Genomic DNA, 15,616 nt, shown 5'->3' on the forward strand with positions numbered 1-15,616 from the left:
CGCGAGTGATCCCAACGCCGGCCACCGCCGCATCGACTGCGGCTTCGGCAGTGCTGACGGCAAGCCGCGAACGGACGGGCACCGCGATCTCCGACTTGCCCGACATGAAGCTCCAAACCTGCCTCGATGTCATCTGTTCGAACGTAATGCATGCATGCGCGGCGAGCTCAAGGGGGTTCGTCGCTCAGTCAACAACGAATAGCCTGGCGCCCGTCCTGGTGAAGGACTGATGTGCCTCGGCATTGTCCCCGACCTGATAGCTCATCCCGGCAGTCAGGACAAACTTGCGTCCGTCTTCCAGCGTCGTTTCCAGCTCGCCTTCCAGGCAGAAGAGAACATGTCCTTTCTTGCACCAATGGTCCGCAAGGTAGCCGGGCGTGTACTCGACCATGCGAACGCGGATCTGATTCTGCTTGTCACCGAAGAACTGTGTGCGCCAATAGGCCACGCCAGTCTCTCCTTTGTGCTCTGTTCTTTCGACTTCCGCCCAGTTGGTCGTGCCGAACGCAAATGGATCCATCTTCATGCTGCTCTTTCCTATCCTGTTGGGTTGAAGGTCGGTCATGCCCGGCCGGCTTCGTCATCGCCGCAGCGAGACGCAGCGTTGGACCCGAGTGTAGGGCCGTTTCTTATTTTGATACGAGCGTTCCGCAATGTAGAACAGTGACTGCGCGACCGGACAGCCGATGTTCGCAGCACCAGAGCGCTTGCCACGGACCTATTCAAGATCCTCCACAAGCACCTTTCCGTATGTGGCAGCGGAGCCGATGATGAAACCAAGCACTTCAGCGCTCAGGCCATTGATGCCCGAGAAACTGCAAAAATAGAATCCATAGGGCTCTACACTGGCGATGGCATCTGGCATCGGGCCCGAATTCCCCGGCGACCGGAAATCAAAGCCTGCGGCGCCCTTCTGGCCTGCGCCACATACTGCACGACTGAGAATCTTCTCGGCGATGTCCTCTGATGGCAAATCAACGACGATCCTGTATTCAACACCCATGCTGGCATCTCGGTGAAAGGGGTGGACACGATGGAATACGCAATGCTATCAAGTCGCGCGAGACAAGCCGATGATTGGGCATGCCAAGTGATCACCGTACCTTCCTGTCCGGCAGCCATACGATGTCTCCCGGGCGCTACCAGAAGCGGAGCGCACCGCCCCCGTGGTGACCGGGTCGGACGCAGATCGTTGCATTACATTTCCTTCGTCAGTGTCAGGTACGCTAGCCAACGTTTTCGGGATCAGCGTGTTTGCGTCCGCCGGCCTTAACAAAGCCGGCCGCGCAGGGACCGGCCACGGCATTGGCGGACGCGGGGGCGCAAGAGCGTGGTGTGATAACGGCCACCAAATCGCCCTCTCAGTCCAGGCTGTGCACTACCACAAGCTGCTTGCGGAATTCGAATCCCATCTCCGGCCAAGTCTTCACGTAGTCCATCAAGGCGACCTGGCCGGGCGGATAGTCTTCGCCGTTGAGACGGCAATCGGCCTGGATCTCGCCGTCGCCGTCGCGCGCGGCGTACAGGCGGATAGCCGCGTACCCGGTCGACTCAAGCAAGGGGCGAAAGGCGTCCATCGATTTGGTCAGCAAGCAGCACGGGCAGAAGCCGTGCTCGTCGCTCTCGCTGTCCTGCACGCTCTCTGCGCTTGCGGCGGCCGGGCATGCCGCCTGCGCCTGCGGTGTCGCCATGTAGTGCGAGGCTGGGCCCAACACCACGCGGCGGCGCAAAGCCGGGTGGCCTGCCTTGCCAGGGAAGTCCATCGTCATGGACATGCACTCCGTGACTTCGGCGCGCGCGCTCTCGCGCAGCGCCACGGCGTCGGTCCTGGCCCATTGCGTGAAGCCGTTGCGCATGGCGGTTGCCGCGTCGACATCGCTGGCCGCATGCTGGAACTCAAAGCATCCCTCGGGTACGAGTCCTTCATGGCAGGCCTGGATGGTGGTCGATGACTGCCCGGTGCCGTCCTCGCGCAGATGCCAGCTCAGCAGTTGTGGAAGCAGCCATAGGCCCTCGGCGGTCTGCAGCCATGCCCCGTGGCGTGACGCCGGCTGGCTCTCGGCCATTAGCACGTCCTGGAGCAAGCTCGTCAGGTCGATGTCCTCCGTCCAGCTTTTGTCGTCGCGGGTAAAGGCGATGGAGAAAACAGAGGTCTCGCCGGGATTGCCCGGGTTGATCTGCGGCGTGTAGGTGGATTCCGATGTCATCTGGATACGGCTGGTCGGTAATGGGTTTTGGAAGAGGGCCGTCCAAGGGTAAGCGTTCCACTTGTTTGGCAAGCGTTACCCTGGGGTTGGCGGTGAACTGGTCAGCTTCAACCCATGGCACAACTCATCAATCCGGTTGATGGGTGGTCGACCCCGTTGAGTTTACAGGTTTATGCCGTATTCGGCATATGCGGGTCTCGATCAGCGTGTTGCCGATGGTGGAAGCCAGGTGCAAAGGCCATCTGGAGCGGGCTGCCAGAGCAGCTTGCCGACAGGCTCATTCCGGCTTCGCAAATAGCTGCCGTGTACCGTCCACCATTCGCCAGACGAAACACCGCCCCAGGTCACCTCGCATTCGCCCGGGCCACGGCACGTTCGGCGGCGATGGGCACGGTGCGGTCCGGCAGCCGGGCCAGCCCCAGGTAAAGATCGATGTGCCGCCAGACGGCTTCCCAGGAGGACTCGTTGATCCACGGCAGGTTGAGCGCTTCATAGATCGGCACCCAGGTCTCTTGCCCTTCATGCCGGCGCCGCACCGACAACGCCGGGCTGAACTGATACCAGCCTTGCTCGAAGCGCTTGAACAGCATGCGGTTATACGCATAGTCACGGTCCACTTCATTTCTCGCCAGTACGCCGGACAGGTGCTGGCGCTTATTACGCTCCGGCCGCACCACGTGGGCGGGCAAGTGCTGCCAGGCCTCCAGCAGCGCCTGCGTTTCAAAAGCGCCATTGGGCTTGCGGTGGATGTGCGTAAACCGCGACTTGAACAACGCCCACATCGTCTGAAACAGGAAATACTCGGACAAATGCCGGTCGATGCGCACCAGCCGCTCACCGTTGTTCACATCGATGCTCGGCGGCGCCAGCAATTCGTAGAGCGCCGCGAAAGGGCCTGCGGCAAATCGAGGCGAGCGAAACGCTTCCAGCATGGCCCAGTGCAATGCGTTGCAGCCATAGTGGTCGACGTTCTCGCGATCCGCGCCGCGCTCCAGCAACGCCTCGACCAACGCCACATTGCCGGCGGCAGCCGCGGCCATGAGCGGCGTCTGGTTCATCGGCAAGCGGTGCTCGATGCCATGGCGTTCGCATTGCCGCAGGATCTCCTTGAAATTGGCAGCGAAATAAGACGCAAAACTCTTGCGTGCCAGGCCGCCGCGTTGCCCGGCAAAATGTTGCGCGGCGGCAAAGCCGGCCTCCTGCACTAGCCATCCCGCCAGCACCGGCTCATCATGGCTGGCCGCAATCTCATAGAGCTGCTGCTTAGGCTTGGCGCCCGGCGCCTGCTCCCTAAACACCTTGAGCAGCAGTTCCTGCACCTTGGCCTGGTCAAACACTGGCCATGGCGGCGGCACCTCCTTGAGGATGCCGCGGCGGATGGCATCGGCTTGCTCCTGCTTGCCCTGCAGCTCGAGCTTTCTTGCCTCCTTCTGCCAGTCTTCCAGCGTGGCCTGCCGCGCCTCCACCTTGGCCTGGCCGCCCTGTGCCAGTTCAAGCAAGCCGAACAGCGGATGCGCGGTATCGGACTCGATCAGGTAGAGGTTCTTGATCGCACGGGTAAGCGCCACGTAGAGCGCGTTGACGAAGAACTTGTAGACCTCCAGCGACTTGTCGCTCTTGTCCTTGGCGCGCCGGTAGGCCAGCGTGTCCGCGGCCAGGTCTTGCTTGTCGACCCCATCAGCAATCTCGGCAAACTCGCCGCGCTGGTCGGAGACAAAGCGGTAGAGCACGATATTCTCGTATTCCAGCCCCTTCGCCTCATGGATGGAAAACAGCAGGGGCGTGGAAAAGTGCTTTCTCGCCTCGGCCTTGTCCTCGTCGCGCAGCACCAGCACGGCGCACTGCGTGGACTGGCGGATGCTCTGGTCAAGCTCGCGCTTGACGTTGTCCTTGTCCGGCAGCAGCACCACCTGGCCAGCGTCACCGCCTACCGCGTCGACCAGGAAGTTGCTCTCCCGGTCGATGGACCCGAAGCGGCGATGCTTGACCTTGAGCAGCGTGTTGGCAACACGCGTTGCCTCGCTGCCGTTGCGGAAATTGGCGGCAAGCACGCGCAACGCCTGCTGCTCGGCAAGCTGCGGGTCGTGCCAGAACAGGCTCTTGACCTGGCTCCAGCTGAAGAAGTTCGGGTGCACGATCTGGTTGGAGTCGCCGCACAAGAGGAACTGGCCGGGCTTCCTGAGGGTCTTGAGCACCAGCGCCAGTTGCACCATGGTGAGGTCCTGGACCTCATCGATCACGATGAAATCGTACCTGGCAGCCGCCAGCGGCTGCCACTCGCGGGCCACCAGATTGAGGTCGTAGAGGCCGCTTTGGGCCAGCCATGCGCGATAGCGCTCGAACAGGTCGTAAATGCGCCCTCGCGTGTCCTGCGCAAAAATTGACTGCCGCACGCCCAGCGCCAGGTAGGCATCGCGATCCAGCACACCGTGCGCCCCAGCGGTGATCACACCGCGGATCTCCTCAAAGGCCTGGTGCCCGTCAATCTCGCGGAAATGCTGGCGCTGACGCTCAAACCACGCCGCGAAGTCCCGCCAGCCCGCCTCGCGGCCAGCCGGCATGCGGATCGACTCGACGAACTCCCGGTACGAGAGGAACTCCGCCTCCTGGGCCGGATGCTCGAAGCCGTGGGCATAGTAGAGGTCGCGGGCATTGCGGGCCAGGTAGGCAGAATGCGTGACATACAGCGTCGACCCCTCCGCATGCTTGAGCTTCTCCAGTGTCAGCGCGGTCTTGCCGCTGCCGGCGGACCCGACCAGGACGAGCGGCGCAGGCTGGCGGTAGACAGACTCCTGGGCATCGTCGAAGGAGATCGGCTTGTCCAGCAGGTGGATGTCGGTACGCTCAGGATGCAGGTAGCGCACAGGCACGGCCTCGCGCGCCGCCTCGGCCGCGTCGATGTCGGGGATCTTGCTTTCGTCGATCTCCGCGCCACGCAGAAAGCGGCTGTTCCGGTAATCATGGTGCTCGATCACCTCGAGCATCAACGCACAGGCCTGCCCATCGTGGCGCACCAGCGAGAACAACAGGCGATTGGCATCGTCCAGCCGGGCGCGGTAGAACTTGCCATGCGTGGGGCCGGTCAGCTTCTTGACCTGCGCCGCGCGGAAATCATCGCGGCCAATGGCTTCCTTGACCTTGCGGTAGGTGCTCTTGACCCGGGAGACGTCGAGGCCGATGTATTCGAGGATCTTCATGGCTGTGCTGATGCTACGGGGCGCGAGCCCAACGGTTTGCCGAGGTTGCTATTTTAGGAGAATGGCAGGATCGGGCCGATCTTCGTCTCTCAAGCGCCGGGGCGCAGGGTAGCCTTGGAAACTTCGGGCGATTCGTCTTGGCTCGCGGACCTCTTTGCTGGCGATCTCTACGCTTGCGAAGCGCTATTGCGCACTCCCTCAACAAGCAGGCTGAGCGGATGCCAACCAGCCATCCGCTCTCAGAACAGCTCGTCGAGTCGATCCACGCTGGCGTCAAGCTGCTGCTGCAACGACGCCAGCAGGCTATGCAGGCCAATACAATCGATCGAAGCGTCGGCCTGTAGATCGAGCAGCGTCAGGATGGCTCCCAGGCCGGCGCGGACGCGCAGGAGTTCGTCGAAGCTCCGCATGATGGCTTCGCGCTTGGGGTCGTCCTGCGGGACTGCCGTTTCCTTCGGCAAGAGCGGTTCGGCGAGCATGCCGGGTTCGGAAGGATCGGTGGCGGGAACCAGGGTCTTTGAGCGTGCATCCATGGGATCACCTTTTGATGTGTGACTGGGGCTGTTGGTCGTGGTGCCAGGGCCGGCTCGCCGCGTGAGGCTGGCCGACTGATGGGGCAGCGTTTGCTGCGCCCCTTCCTGATGCGGCCCATGTCGGCGTTGAGGTCGAAGGTGGCCTTGAGGGTCATCGGGTGATCTCCTTTGCACCGCGCTACGCGCCTGTGATGCAGCCGCAGCCCCCGCCGGCTACGGCCCAGCGTGCGGCGACGCAGGCACGGATAGCCGGCGAGGCCCGCAGGCCCGGGTACAGCGCCTGCACCGGTTCAATGCCTGGTCCAGCTGCTGCTTTAGTCCAGCTGCTGCTTTAGCGGCGTCAGCAAGGCATGCAGGCGGCTATCGCCTGCGTGCAGGTTCAGCAGCGTGATGACGGATTCCAGATGTGCACGGATGCGCAGCAGTTCGTGGCAGCCTTGGTGGGTAGCCTCGTGGCTCGGATCGGGATCGTTGGCCGGCAGCAAGGGCTCGGCGATCAGCCTGGCTTCCATGGCGGCTTCCCGTGCTTCGGCAGCGGTGCGCGGGCGACGTTGGCGGGCGGTCATGGGTACCTCCTGTTTTGTGGTCGGGGTGCGATCTTGGACATCGGAATGTGGATGGACGGGGTTGGCGACCATCGTCCCGGCACGCGGCGGCGGTGGGTGCTTGCCTCGATAGGCGTGTGTATCCCCACCGCCTGCGGCCTTGCGGGCCGCGGTGCAGGTGCGGGGAACGGGTGTGGCTCAGTACAGCGCTTGCACGCGGTTCACTGCCTGGTCCAGCTGCTGCTTTAGCGGCGCCAGCAGGGCATGCAGGCCGTCGTTGGCGGCTTGCTCGGCGGCCTGTAGCTCTAGCAGGAGCAGGAGGGATTCCAGGCCCGCGCTGACGCGCAGGAGGTCGTGGCAGGTTTGGTGGATGGTTTCGTGGGTTGGGGTGGTTTCGCCTTCGCGCATGAGGGGCCCAGTGATCAGCTTGGCTTCTGTGGCTGCCTCTCTTGCTTCGGCTGCGGTGCGCGGGTGGCGTTGGCGGGCGGTCATGGGCGCCTCCTCGTTTGGGATACCAGTCGAGATGCTCTGCTAGGCAGCCTTGCGATGCTGCGCAGATCCGTAGGGCGCAGAAGCCCCTCCGCATGGTCCATAATGCGGCTGATAATTCTCGGCGCGAGCGCCTACACCACCCTCACAAGAGAGGTGGCAAAAGTGTGTTCGTCGTCGTGCGGCACGAATAAGGTGGCCCGCGCCGGATGTCGCGAGTAGTAGACCAACACCGGCGCACTCGGCAAAGTGCCACTGCTCGCAAGTTGCCAGCCCATTCCTTCGCTCGAATCACCGAACGAGGCTAAATTTACCTAATAAAGCTTAAATAGCCCAATTGAAATGCGCGATCGGGTAGAAGAATTGATAGATTTCGTTGCGGGCGGACATCGGCGCTTCAAGCGCATGGAGGAACTGACCGGGGTGAAATCCGATAGCTGGAAGAACACATGCCGCAATCAGCAGCGCGTGACCCAGGAGATGGTGGAGGCTATTGGGGCAGTGTGGCCTCAGTACGCGTACTGGCTCGTCACTGGGAAGACGGACGAGGAGCACGGGCATACGTCGCCGATTCGAGATCGGATTGCGCGGGATTTGGAGAAAATTAAGGGAACGGAACAATAGTCAGACACACAGAACCCCCGCCCAGCCCTGCAGATGCAGAGAACCAGTTGCACACTCTTTGGATCGCCATCAACGCCTATGGAATCCCTGTCATCAATCTTTCAAAGCCCACTTGCCACGGCCTTGATCAGTCCGCTTCTGGCGTTCGTGGGTCTGACCTTCTTTTGGTTCCGCGTTGGCTCTCTCCATAGCCTCCTTGAGCGTATCTGGCGGTTGGTGACTGGCAAGGCCGAAGTAGAGAACCCTCAGCTCAAAAAGCTCATTCAAGAAAATCGAGATCTTGAGCGATTTCGCTTCATCTACGGATTGAAGATTGAAACGCAACCTGAATTTCAGCGACTTATGTCATGGCTGCATAGGCACAAAGTTGGCATCGCCAGGCTGCAGAGGGTGCGCAAGTGGATCGGACATTCGTTCGCCTCTTATCGTCCTCAAGCCACCACGGCGGTACGCGCTAACTCAGTTCGCGATGGTGGTTGCGGGATATTTGGTCGCTAGCCTTTCAATAGCCGGCTTGTTCATAGATGACGCGTTCCTGCGGACCAGAGGGTCCGAGGTTTGGTTTAAGACAGATGGAACAGTCATTCGTGGCTTCTTGGGCAGTCCTTCTGCAAAGCCCCAGGGCTGCCTTGCAGATCCGAGCGCACTCGCAAAAGAGTTCAAGTTCACCATCGCGGAAGCTACGACGTTGTGCAATGCGTTCGAGGACAAATCGATACAGAGGCTTATTGCTAGGGCGATACATGCGCAGCGGTTGGCAGCTGGCGTACTCGGCGGCTTGGCCGCGTTGCTCACTCTAGTGTGCGCACTGAGGCTGAAGGCTGCGGCTGAAGCCCGCGAGCTCCACGATGAGTTGCACCTCGAGGGACGAGCGCCAAATCAGTAAAGTGTTTCGCCTGTAGGTCGCGTAAGCAGGCGTACTGGTACTCGAGCGGCAGAGAACGCTCCCTGCCCAGATGGACTCCAAGCAGTCGGCCGCGTGAGTCGCGACCATGCAGATGGTTGTGTCAACTCAAACCGATGAATTGATTGTCCCTAGAGCTGAAGTGCTGGTATGATGACTATGAGTTCCATATTGATGAGAGATGCTGACGTAATGCTTGGACCATTCCAACTGAACCGGGCCCACGAAGGTGATTGCCTCGAGTTGATCCCCCAACTTCCAGACGAGTCGATCGATGTAATCGTGACAAGTCCGCCATATTGGGGCCAAAGGCACTCCCGGGGTACTGGAGTGGAGGAAGACCCGCGTGATTACGTAGCGTTTCTGAACAACGTATTTATGGGGCTTCTCCCGAAGCTGAAGCCCGGTGGAGTTCTCTGGATCAACATTGGAGATGCCTATAACACCCCCGTTAACTGGAGAGAGGATGACCGCCAATTCAGTACGTTGGGGGCTGACAAGAATGGCCTCGCTGCGCATAACTCAGCATATACAAAGCCGAGAATGAAACGAAAGGCCTTCCTAGAGAAGGACGCGGCATGGCTCCAATACGGAAACTTGTTGGCACTTCCGTACAGACTTGTCTTGGGTCTGTGTGATGGCGGGTATCTGTTTCGGGGTGAGATCATCTGGCGCAAGAAAAACCCTATGCCCGAAGGGCGCTGCCGCCGCCCCCATCGGTATCACGAACCAATTTACCTACTGACCAAGAATGAGCGCCACAACTTCCGCGTGACGCCTCCTGTTAAAAGCGTGTGGGAGTTCGCCAACGAAAAAATCGACGGGCTAAAGCATTTCTCGCGGTTTCCAGAGGAACTCCCGTTTCGCTGCATTGATGCATATGGGTCCGCGGGCGAAGAAGTCGTTGTGCTGGACCCCTTTTCTGGATCCGGCACAACGGGTATCGCTGCCCTGCGTTTAGGCTGCTCATATATAGGCTTCGAAATTGAGCCTGAACAGGTGGCAGCGTCGAACGTGCGTCTTGCTGAGGCAGCAGGTGTTAAATCCCAAGCCTTGTTCTGACGCGCTGCCTCTCCGACACGATGAAGTGCGTAAAAGAATCGTTCGGGCTCGAAAAATCGCAGATGAATACCCTTGCTCTTGCCTGATATGCTTCGGGAGTTGCTCGGGTATTCTTGTTGTACGAAAAGCAGGCGGAAAAGAAACCATCATCTTCTATGTCCTTCCGCTTGGCGCTTCTGCCGTCTGCACCCTGTCCGTCAAAGATGGCTCCCAACTCACCGCGATTTACCGGGCGAGCTGATGGGGTACTCTTACAGTCCATTGTCCAAAGCGGGGAAATATAGCCTGCGTCAACGAGTGCTTGGCTCATGGGAACATCATCCGTGCGCCTCTCGGCGAAACTTGCCTTTACATGGACAACGCCAATCAGTTTCTCTGCTGCCCCATTCCCAACTGTAAGCAGGACGTCCATCTTGTCTGCCTCAAGCCGGTGCCCTATGTTAATGCCTGCAAGCAACCGAACCTTACGTTCACCGTCTGCAATCACCAGATTGATACCATGCGCCGCTAAAGCCGTGCCGTAATGACGTTCGAGGATACGTTCCAATGCCCAACCGCCGGTCCGCTTCCAGCTTTGGGTAAAATCCAGTCGGGAGTGCTCCGATGGGTGGTTGTACTGGTCGCAATACGCCCGGTATACAACAAACCACCAGATATCAGACGGATTTGCCGACGGCCATAACTCGACCGCCTTTAGAAAGGCGCTTGCGACGCTTTCTGTTTTGATTGCCTTCTCTTGTTCATCGCTCACATTCTGCCTACTTAGCTGGGCGAGCCCGTTTCTGAGTGTCAAGACAACTTGCGTGAACTGATCAAGGGATGCTTGCAGCAATCGATAGGTTGCATCGTGCCGGGCGTAGGCGAAATGAATGTCCAAGTCGCTGCCGACAGCTTCAGCAGCAATCGAGCGGTTGATATACGGAACACTGCCCGTCGCGCCATCGGCCAAGTCCGTTAAAGTTTTGCCGTACACCGACAACATCGACGCGATGACGTCTAAGCTAGGATGAATGGCTCCAGCCTCGATAGCGCCAATCCATCCTGGGCCCAGGATTAACCGTTCTTCTACTTGAGCGGGATTGAGCTCAGCTTCCCCACGGAAAGCGCTCAATCTTTGAAGTACACGAGAGAGATAGTCAGTATTCGAAGTCATCGTCGAAGAGGTCCTTTGCATTAATGCCCAACGCATCGGCAAGCCTCTTGACGTTCAACAAACTGAGGTTACGCTCACCTCGCTCAACACCTCCAATGTAGGTTCGGTCGATACCTGCGAGCTGTGAGAGTTCTTCTTGTGACAGCCCCTTCTGTTGCCTGAGTCCGCGGACTCGGCTTCCAAACCATTGCAAGAAGTTGTCATGATGCTTGGGCATACCTGCATTGAAACAGAATGATGACAATGATTCCACGGACTATAAGTATCATTCATTTACATATATTTGGAAGTGGATTGATACGCCAATAGTGGCGGCACACCTAGCTAGGGGGTCGATGCGAGCCCTTCCTTTCTAACCGGCCTTCCCGGCCCCATCGGGGAGCGAGGGCTCAGTCCCGGTTTGCGAGTACGACCGCCTCGGCGCTGGGGATGCGCACAAGGTGCGCAAGTGGTCCGTGAGGGTTTCGCACAGCCAGTTCCAGCGAGGATGTCCTACGGATCAAAGCCTTGCGCTATAGAGTCATACATTCGGTCTTACGAATGAGGGTGCATTGCTCTGCCAATCGCAGATCGCCTCTGGTAGCAAGTACCTCCGTGCTCAATTGAGGCATCTTGATGCATGCGTCGAGGCCTCAAAATCGTGGTCTTAACAGCCAAGCATGCTATGCAGGTGGCAGGCGTAAATTGTGTATATTGCGACTTGCATTGGTCTCACGTAAAAATTATTTGTTAGAAAAAAGGCCAGCCTCAATGGAGGCTGGCCTCTTAGCAAACTTGGAATCCGAATGCTATTCCATCAAACATCAATATTCCGAGCCACCAACGCATTCGACTCAATAAAATTCCTACGCGGCTCAACCTCATCCCCCATCAGCGTAGTAAAAATCTGATCCGCCGCAATAGCATCCTCAATCTGCACCTTCAGCAAACGGCGCTGAGTAACGTCCAGCGTGGTTTCAAACAACTGATCAGGATTCATCTCCCCCAGCCCCTTATAGCGCTGACGAGAAACCCCACGCTCGGCCTCAGACAACAACCACTGCATGGCAGCATGGAAGTCATTCACCGTCTGGTCACGCATCTTCTCACCCTCGCCACGGCGCACCTTGGTGCCTTCCGCAATCAGCCCCTGGAAGGTCTTGGCAGTAGAAGGTCTTGGCAGCCAGCGACAGCGCGGCGTAATCCGCACCGTGGACAAAGTCCGCGTCCAGGTGAGACAAGCGCACATTGCCATGATGCCGGCGGGCGATCATCAGGCGATGCTTGTCCGTCTTCTCATCAAACTGCGCATAGACATCCGCCGTGCCGTCGTCATTGACGGCGGCGCCCAGCAGGGTCTTGGCGTGCATCTCCGAGAGCTTGGCCTTCAGCACGGTGGCTGAGGCTTCAGCGGCGGCGGCGCTGTCCAGGTCCAGCTCAACGCCGTCGGCAATAGCGCGCAGGGCGTCGCTATCCACGATGCGGGCCAGGCGGCCGATCACGGCTTCGGCCAGTTGGTACTGGCGGGCCAGCTCGGTCAGGGCGTCGCCGGCGACTTCGCTGCCGTCCGGGTTGACCAGCGCGGCCTTTTCCATGGCCAGGCGCAGCAGGTAGGCGTTGAGCTCGTTGTCGTCCTTGATATAGCGCTCTTCCTTGCCGTGCTTGATCTTGTACAGCGGCGGTTGGGCGATATACACGTGGCCGCGCTCGATGATGTCGGGCATCTGGCGGTAGAAGAACGTGAGCAGCAGCGTGCGGATGTGGGAGCCGTCCACGTCCGCGTCGGTCATGATGATGATGCGGTGGTAGCGCAGCTTCTCGAGGTTGTAGTCGTCCTTGCCGATTCCCGTACCAAGTGCGGTAATCAGCGTGAGTACTTCCTGGCTGGAGAGCATCTTGTCAAAGCGGGCGCGTTCCACGTTCAGGATCTTGCCCTTGAGCGGCAGGATGGCCTGGAACTTACGGTCGCGGCCTTGCTTGGCGGAGCCGCCTGCGGAGTCACCCTCCACCAGGAAGAGTTCGGACTGGGCGGGATCTTTCTCTTGGCAGTCGGCGAGCTTGCCGGGCAGGCCCATGCCGTCGAGCACGCCTTTGCGGCGGGTCATTTCGCGGGCCTTGCGGGCGGCTTCGCGGGCGCGGGCGGCGTCCACGATCTTGCCGCAGATGATCTTGGCGTCTACCGGGGTTTCGAGCAGGAAGTCGCCGAGGGCCTTGGCGACGAGTTCTTCCACGGGCAGGCGCACTTCGGAGGAGACGAGCTTGTCCTTGGTCTGCGAGCTGAACTTGGGCTCGGGCACCTTCACGGACAGCACGCAGGCGAGGCCTTCGCGCATGTCGTCGCCGGTGGTTTCTACCTTGGCCTTCTTGGCGATCTCGTTTTCTTCGATGTACTTGTTCATCACGCGCGTCATGGCGGCGCGCAACCCGGTGAGGTGGGTGCCGCCGTCTCGCTGCGGGATGTTATTGGTGAAGCAGAGTACTTGTTCGTTGTAGCCGTCGTTCCACTGCATGGACACTTCCACGGCGATACCGTCTTTTTCGGTGTTGGCGTAGAAGATGTTGGGGTGCAGGGTGCTCTTGCCGCGGTTGATGTACTCAACGAAGCCTTTGACGCCGCCGGAGAAGGCGAAGTCTTCTTCCTTGCCAGTGCGCTGGTCACTCAGGCGGATGTGCACGCCGTTGTTCAGGAACGAGAGCTCGCGGATGCGCTTGGCCAGGATCTCGTAGTGGAACTCCACATTGGTGAAGATATCCACGTCGGCGAGGAAGTGGACTTCGGTGCCGCGCTTGTCGGTGGGGCCGATGATGCGCATCGGCGAGACTTCCACGGGCTGGCCGTCGGGGCCGGTCACGGTTTCCACCAGGCGGTTCTGCACGGCGCCTTGGGCGAACTCGAGCAGGTGGGCCTGGCCGTCGCGGCGCACGGTCAGGCGCAGCCACTGGGAGAGGGCGTTCACGCAGGACACGCCCACGCCGTGCAGGCCGCCGGAGACCTTGTAGCTGTTCTGATTGAACTTGCCACCGGCGTGCAGCTCGGTCATGGCGATTTCGGCCGCGCTGCGCTTGGGTTCGTGCTTGTCGTCGAACTTGACGAGCGGGGGAATGCCGCGGCCGTTGTCGGTGATGGAGATCGAGTTGTCGCTGTGGATGGTGACGGTGATTTCCGTGCACCAGCCGGCCAGGGCTTCGTCGATGGAGTTGTCCAGCACTTCAAATACGAGGTGGTGCAGGCCGGTGCCGTCGGACGTGTCGCCGATGTACATGCCCGGACGCTTGCGCACCGCCTCCAGGCCTTCCAGGATCTGGATCGAGCCTGCGCCGTAGCTGTCTTGCTGTTGCGGTTGCGATTGCGGTTGTTGCTCTTCGGTCATGTTCTCTTACTCACGGCGAATGCGGCGATCTCTCGTCACGCCCGGATGGGCGTGCCCGGATCGGGCCGCATAGCGGGTTACATAAAAACGGCAAAAGGGGCGGATCTCGACGATCCGGCCCCTGGTGCGGCGGGTCTTGCGCGGGGCCCTTTGGGCGGTTGCGCAAGCCGTGGTGTGCCGTTAGATGCTCCGGTTTTGCGTATCTTGTGGTCCCTGTTACCGGCTCATCAAATGCGCATCGGCATGACGACGTACTTGAAGTTGTCGTCTTCCGGCACGGTGATCAGCGCGCTCGAATTGGAGTCGCCGAGGCTGACCTGGACTTGCTCGCTCTTGAGGTTGGCGAGCACGTCCAGCAAATAGGTCACGTTGAACCCGATGTCGAGCGCGTCGCCCGAGTAGTCGAGTTCGAGCTCTTCCTGCGCCTCTTCCTGGTCGGCGTTGGTGGAGCTGATCTTGAGTACGTGCGTATCCAGGATGCAGCGCACGCCCTTGAACTTGTCGGTGGTCAGGATGGCGGTGCGTTGCAGGGCTTGCTGCAGCTTGACGCGGTCGATGGCGAAGGCGTTCTTGTAGCCCTTGGGGATCACGCGCTGGAAATCCGGGAACTTGCCTTCGACCAGCTTGGAGATCAGCTCGATGTTGGCGAAGGTGAACTTGACCTGGTTGGCGGCCAGTTGCACTTGCACGGGATCGTCGTTGTCTTCCAGCAGGCGCTGCAGCTCGAGGATGGTCTTGCGCGGGATGATGACTTCCTGGCGCGCCGGGGCGGCTTCGCCGCTGGTGGCCTCGGTATCGAGCTCAACGCCGCAGTACGCCAGGCGGTGGCCGTCGGTGGCGACTGCCATGACCTTCTTGCCGTCCACCACCAGCAGCATGCCGTTGAGGTAGTAGCGGATGTCTTGCTGGGCCATGGCGAAGTGAACCATGGCGAGCAGGTGCTTGAAGGTCTTTTGCGGCAGGCTGACGGACGCGCCGAACTCGCTGGCTTCGGCTACCGTGGGGAATTCCTCGGCGGCCAGGGTCTGCAGCGCGAAGCGGCTCTTGCCGGACTGCACGGTCATGCGCTTGTCGTTGAGCGACAGGGCGACTTCGCCGTCGGGCATGGCGCGCAGGATGTCGAGCAGCTTGCGGGCGGCCACGGTGGTGGCCACGGTGTCGCTGCCCACACCGCATTCGGCGTGCGTGGTGATCTGGATCTCGATGTCGGTCGAGAGGAAGGATACGTTGGACCCGGACTTGCGAATCAGCAGGTTGGCCAGGATCGGGAGTGTGTGGCGGCGCTCCACGATGCCGCTCACGATTTGCAGCGGACGCAGCAGATTGTCTCGCGAGGTTTTGACCAATTGCATTGAATTTATCCTTCGTCGTTTGTAGTAAGCGACCGCGGGTGCGCACTGACTGGCACTAACTGGCTGCACGGTTTATAAAACCGCTTCCAAAACGCTTTGGAATCAACAAGTTAATTCGCCATTGTACCAAGGATAAGCCGCTGCGGTGAAGCGGGAGAAGCGCGATCGGAGGATGAAATTGTGCGCAAAGCGACACAAAT

The 15,616-nt window shown here is 60.0% G+C and carries 14 protein-coding genes and 1 pseudogene; 4 read left to right on the forward strand and 11 right to left on the reverse strand.

All coding sequences use genetic code 11. The features are described 5' to 3' along the window. Nucleotides 1-184: 184 nt before the first annotated feature. From OR16_RS28180 to OR16_RS40105, 7 genes are all read right to left on the reverse strand, one after another. A complete protein-coding gene (locus tag OR16_RS28180; protein ID WP_006161831.1) occupies nucleotides 185-526 on the reverse strand; it encodes a DHCW motif cupin fold protein in 342 nt (113 codons plus the stop codon). A gap of 192 nt (nucleotides 527-718) precedes the next feature. After that, nucleotides 719-1,003, reverse strand: coding sequence for a hypothetical protein (locus tag OR16_RS43720; RefSeq protein WP_141639927.1), 285 nt, complete (start codon nucleotides 1,001-1,003; stop codon nucleotides 719-721). A 358-nt stretch (nucleotides 1,004-1,361) separates the two neighbouring features. Next, nucleotides 1,362-2,207: a DUF6348 family protein gene (locus tag OR16_RS28185; protein WP_006161832.1), complete on the reverse strand. Its 846-nt coding sequence runs from the start codon at nucleotides 2,205-2,207 to the stop codon at nucleotides 1,362-1,364. Nucleotides 2,208-2,551: 344 nt separating this feature from the next. Next, nucleotides 2,552-5,404, reverse strand: coding sequence for an ankyrin repeat domain-containing protein (locus tag OR16_RS28190; protein WP_006161834.1), 2,853 nt, complete (start codon nucleotides 5,402-5,404; stop codon nucleotides 2,552-2,554). Between the two features lie 239 nt (nucleotides 5,405-5,643). Next, nucleotides 5,644-5,937 carry a DUF1484 family protein gene (locus tag OR16_RS40100; RefSeq protein ID WP_006161835.1) on the reverse strand — a complete coding sequence of 98 codons (294 nt, stop codon included), beginning with the start codon at nucleotides 5,935-5,937 and terminating at the stop codon, nucleotides 5,644-5,646. A 314-nt stretch (nucleotides 5,938-6,251) separates the two neighbouring features. After that, on the reverse strand, nucleotides 6,252-6,503 hold the full coding sequence (locus OR16_RS28200) for a DUF1484 family protein (protein ID WP_006161837.1): 252 nt from the start codon (nucleotides 6,501-6,503) through the stop codon (nucleotides 6,252-6,254). Nucleotides 6,504-6,680: 177 nt separating this feature from the next. Further along, nucleotides 6,681-6,974, reverse strand: coding sequence for a DUF1484 family protein (locus tag OR16_RS40105; RefSeq protein WP_006161839.1), 294 nt, complete (start codon nucleotides 6,972-6,974; stop codon nucleotides 6,681-6,683). Nucleotides 6,975-7,313: 339 nt separating this feature from the next. Between OR16_RS40105 and OR16_RS28210 the strand changes: the two genes are divergently transcribed. The 4 genes from OR16_RS28210 (at nucleotide 7,314) to OR16_RS41930 (ending at nucleotide 9,561) form a co-directional block, all read left to right on the forward strand. Continuing rightward, nucleotides 7,314-7,595: a DNA-binding protein gene (locus OR16_RS28210; RefSeq protein ID WP_141639928.1), complete on the forward strand. Its 282-nt coding sequence runs from the start codon at nucleotides 7,314-7,316 to the stop codon at nucleotides 7,593-7,595. Between the two features lie 78 nt (nucleotides 7,596-7,673). Further along, entirely contained in the window at nucleotides 7,674-8,093 is a 420-nt protein-coding gene (locus OR16_RS43725) for a DUF6216 family protein (RefSeq protein ID WP_141639929.1), read from the forward strand. Beyond that, nucleotides 8,065-8,481, forward strand: coding sequence for a DUF6216 family protein (locus tag OR16_RS48475; protein ID WP_006161845.1), 417 nt, complete (start codon nucleotides 8,065-8,067; stop codon nucleotides 8,479-8,481). Before OR16_RS43725 ends, OR16_RS48475 begins: the two co-directional genes overlap by 29 nt. A 210-nt stretch (nucleotides 8,482-8,691) precedes the next feature. Further along, nucleotides 8,692-9,561, forward strand: coding sequence for a DNA-methyltransferase (locus tag OR16_RS41930; RefSeq protein WP_006161847.1), 870 nt, complete (start codon nucleotides 8,692-8,694; stop codon nucleotides 9,559-9,561). Here OR16_RS41930 and OR16_RS28225 read toward each other — a convergent pair. The 4 genes and pseudogenes from OR16_RS28225 to dnaN all read right to left on the reverse strand — a co-directional run bounded on the left by OR16_RS28225 (nucleotide 9,539) and on the right by dnaN (nucleotide 15,416). After that, on the reverse strand, nucleotides 9,539-10,714 hold the full coding sequence (locus tag OR16_RS28225; RefSeq protein WP_158001394.1) for a helix-turn-helix domain-containing protein: 1,176 nt from the start codon (nucleotides 10,712-10,714) through the stop codon (nucleotides 9,539-9,541). The two genes, OR16_RS41930 and OR16_RS28225, sit on opposite strands and share 23 nt — an antisense overlap. Then, a complete protein-coding gene (locus OR16_RS28230) occupies nucleotides 10,698-10,967 on the reverse strand; it encodes a helix-turn-helix domain-containing protein (protein ID WP_237717262.1) in 270 nt (89 codons plus the stop codon). Before OR16_RS28230 ends, OR16_RS28225 begins: the two co-directional genes overlap by 17 nt. A 543-nt stretch (nucleotides 10,968-11,510) precedes the next feature. Next, nucleotides 11,511-14,064, reverse strand: a pseudogene (gyrB, locus tag OR16_RS28235) (DNA topoisomerase (ATP-hydrolyzing) subunit B). 227 nt (nucleotides 14,065-14,291) lie between these two features. After that, entirely contained in the window at nucleotides 14,292-15,416 is a 1,125-nt protein-coding gene (gene dnaN, locus OR16_RS28240; protein WP_006161852.1) for a DNA polymerase III subunit beta, read from the reverse strand. Between the last annotated feature and the right edge of the window lie 200 nt (nucleotides 15,417-15,616).

Origin of the sequence: Cupriavidus basilensis OR16, assembly GCF_000243095.1 — a bacterium.
Lineage (GTDB): Bacteria > Pseudomonadota > Gammaproteobacteria > Burkholderiales > Burkholderiaceae > Cupriavidus > Cupriavidus basilensis_D.

Excerpts from the sequence above, each read along its gene's own strand:
- OR16_RS43720 (WP_141639927.1), bottom strand. The coding sequence starts at position 1,003 with ATGGGTGTTGAATACAGGATCGTCGTTGATTTGCCATCAGAGGACATC.
- OR16_RS28225 (WP_158001394.1), bottom strand. The coding sequence starts at position 10,714 with ATGACTTCGAATACTGACTATCTCTCTCGTGTACTTCAAAGATTGAGC.
- OR16_RS28180 (WP_006161831.1), bottom strand. The coding sequence starts at position 526 with ATGAAGATGGATCCATTTGCGTTCGGCACGACCAACTGGGCGGAAGTC.
- OR16_RS28185 (WP_006161832.1), bottom strand. The coding sequence starts at position 2,207 with ATGACATCGGAATCCACCTACACGCCGCAGATCAACCCGGGCAATCCC.
- OR16_RS43725 (WP_141639929.1), top strand. The coding sequence starts at position 7,674 with ATGGAATCCCTGTCATCAATCTTTCAAAGCCCACTTGCCACGGCCTTG.
- OR16_RS48475 (WP_006161845.1), top strand. The coding sequence starts at position 8,065 with ATGGTGGTTGCGGGATATTTGGTCGCTAGCCTTTCAATAGCCGGCTTG.
- OR16_RS28190 (WP_006161834.1), bottom strand. The coding sequence starts at position 5,404 with ATGAAGATCCTCGAATACATCGGCCTCGACGTCTCCCGGGTCAAGAGC.
- OR16_RS28200 (WP_006161837.1), bottom strand. The coding sequence starts at position 6,503 with ATGACCGCCCGCCAACGTCGCCCGCGCACCGCTGCCGAAGCACGGGAA.
- OR16_RS41930 (WP_006161847.1), top strand. The coding sequence starts at position 8,692 with ATGCTTGGACCATTCCAACTGAACCGGGCCCACGAAGGTGATTGCCTC.
- OR16_RS40105 (WP_006161839.1), bottom strand. The coding sequence starts at position 6,974 with ATGACCGCCCGCCAACGCCACCCGCGCACCGCAGCCGAAGCAAGAGAG.
- OR16_RS28210 (WP_141639928.1), top strand. The coding sequence starts at position 7,314 with ATGCGCGATCGGGTAGAAGAATTGATAGATTTCGTTGCGGGCGGACAT.
- OR16_RS40100 (WP_006161835.1), bottom strand. The coding sequence starts at position 5,937 with ATGGATGCACGCTCAAAGACCCTGGTTCCCGCCACCGATCCTTCCGAA.
- dnaN (WP_006161852.1), bottom strand. The coding sequence starts at position 15,416 with ATGCAATTGGTCAAAACCTCGCGAGACAATCTGCTGCGTCCGCTGCAA.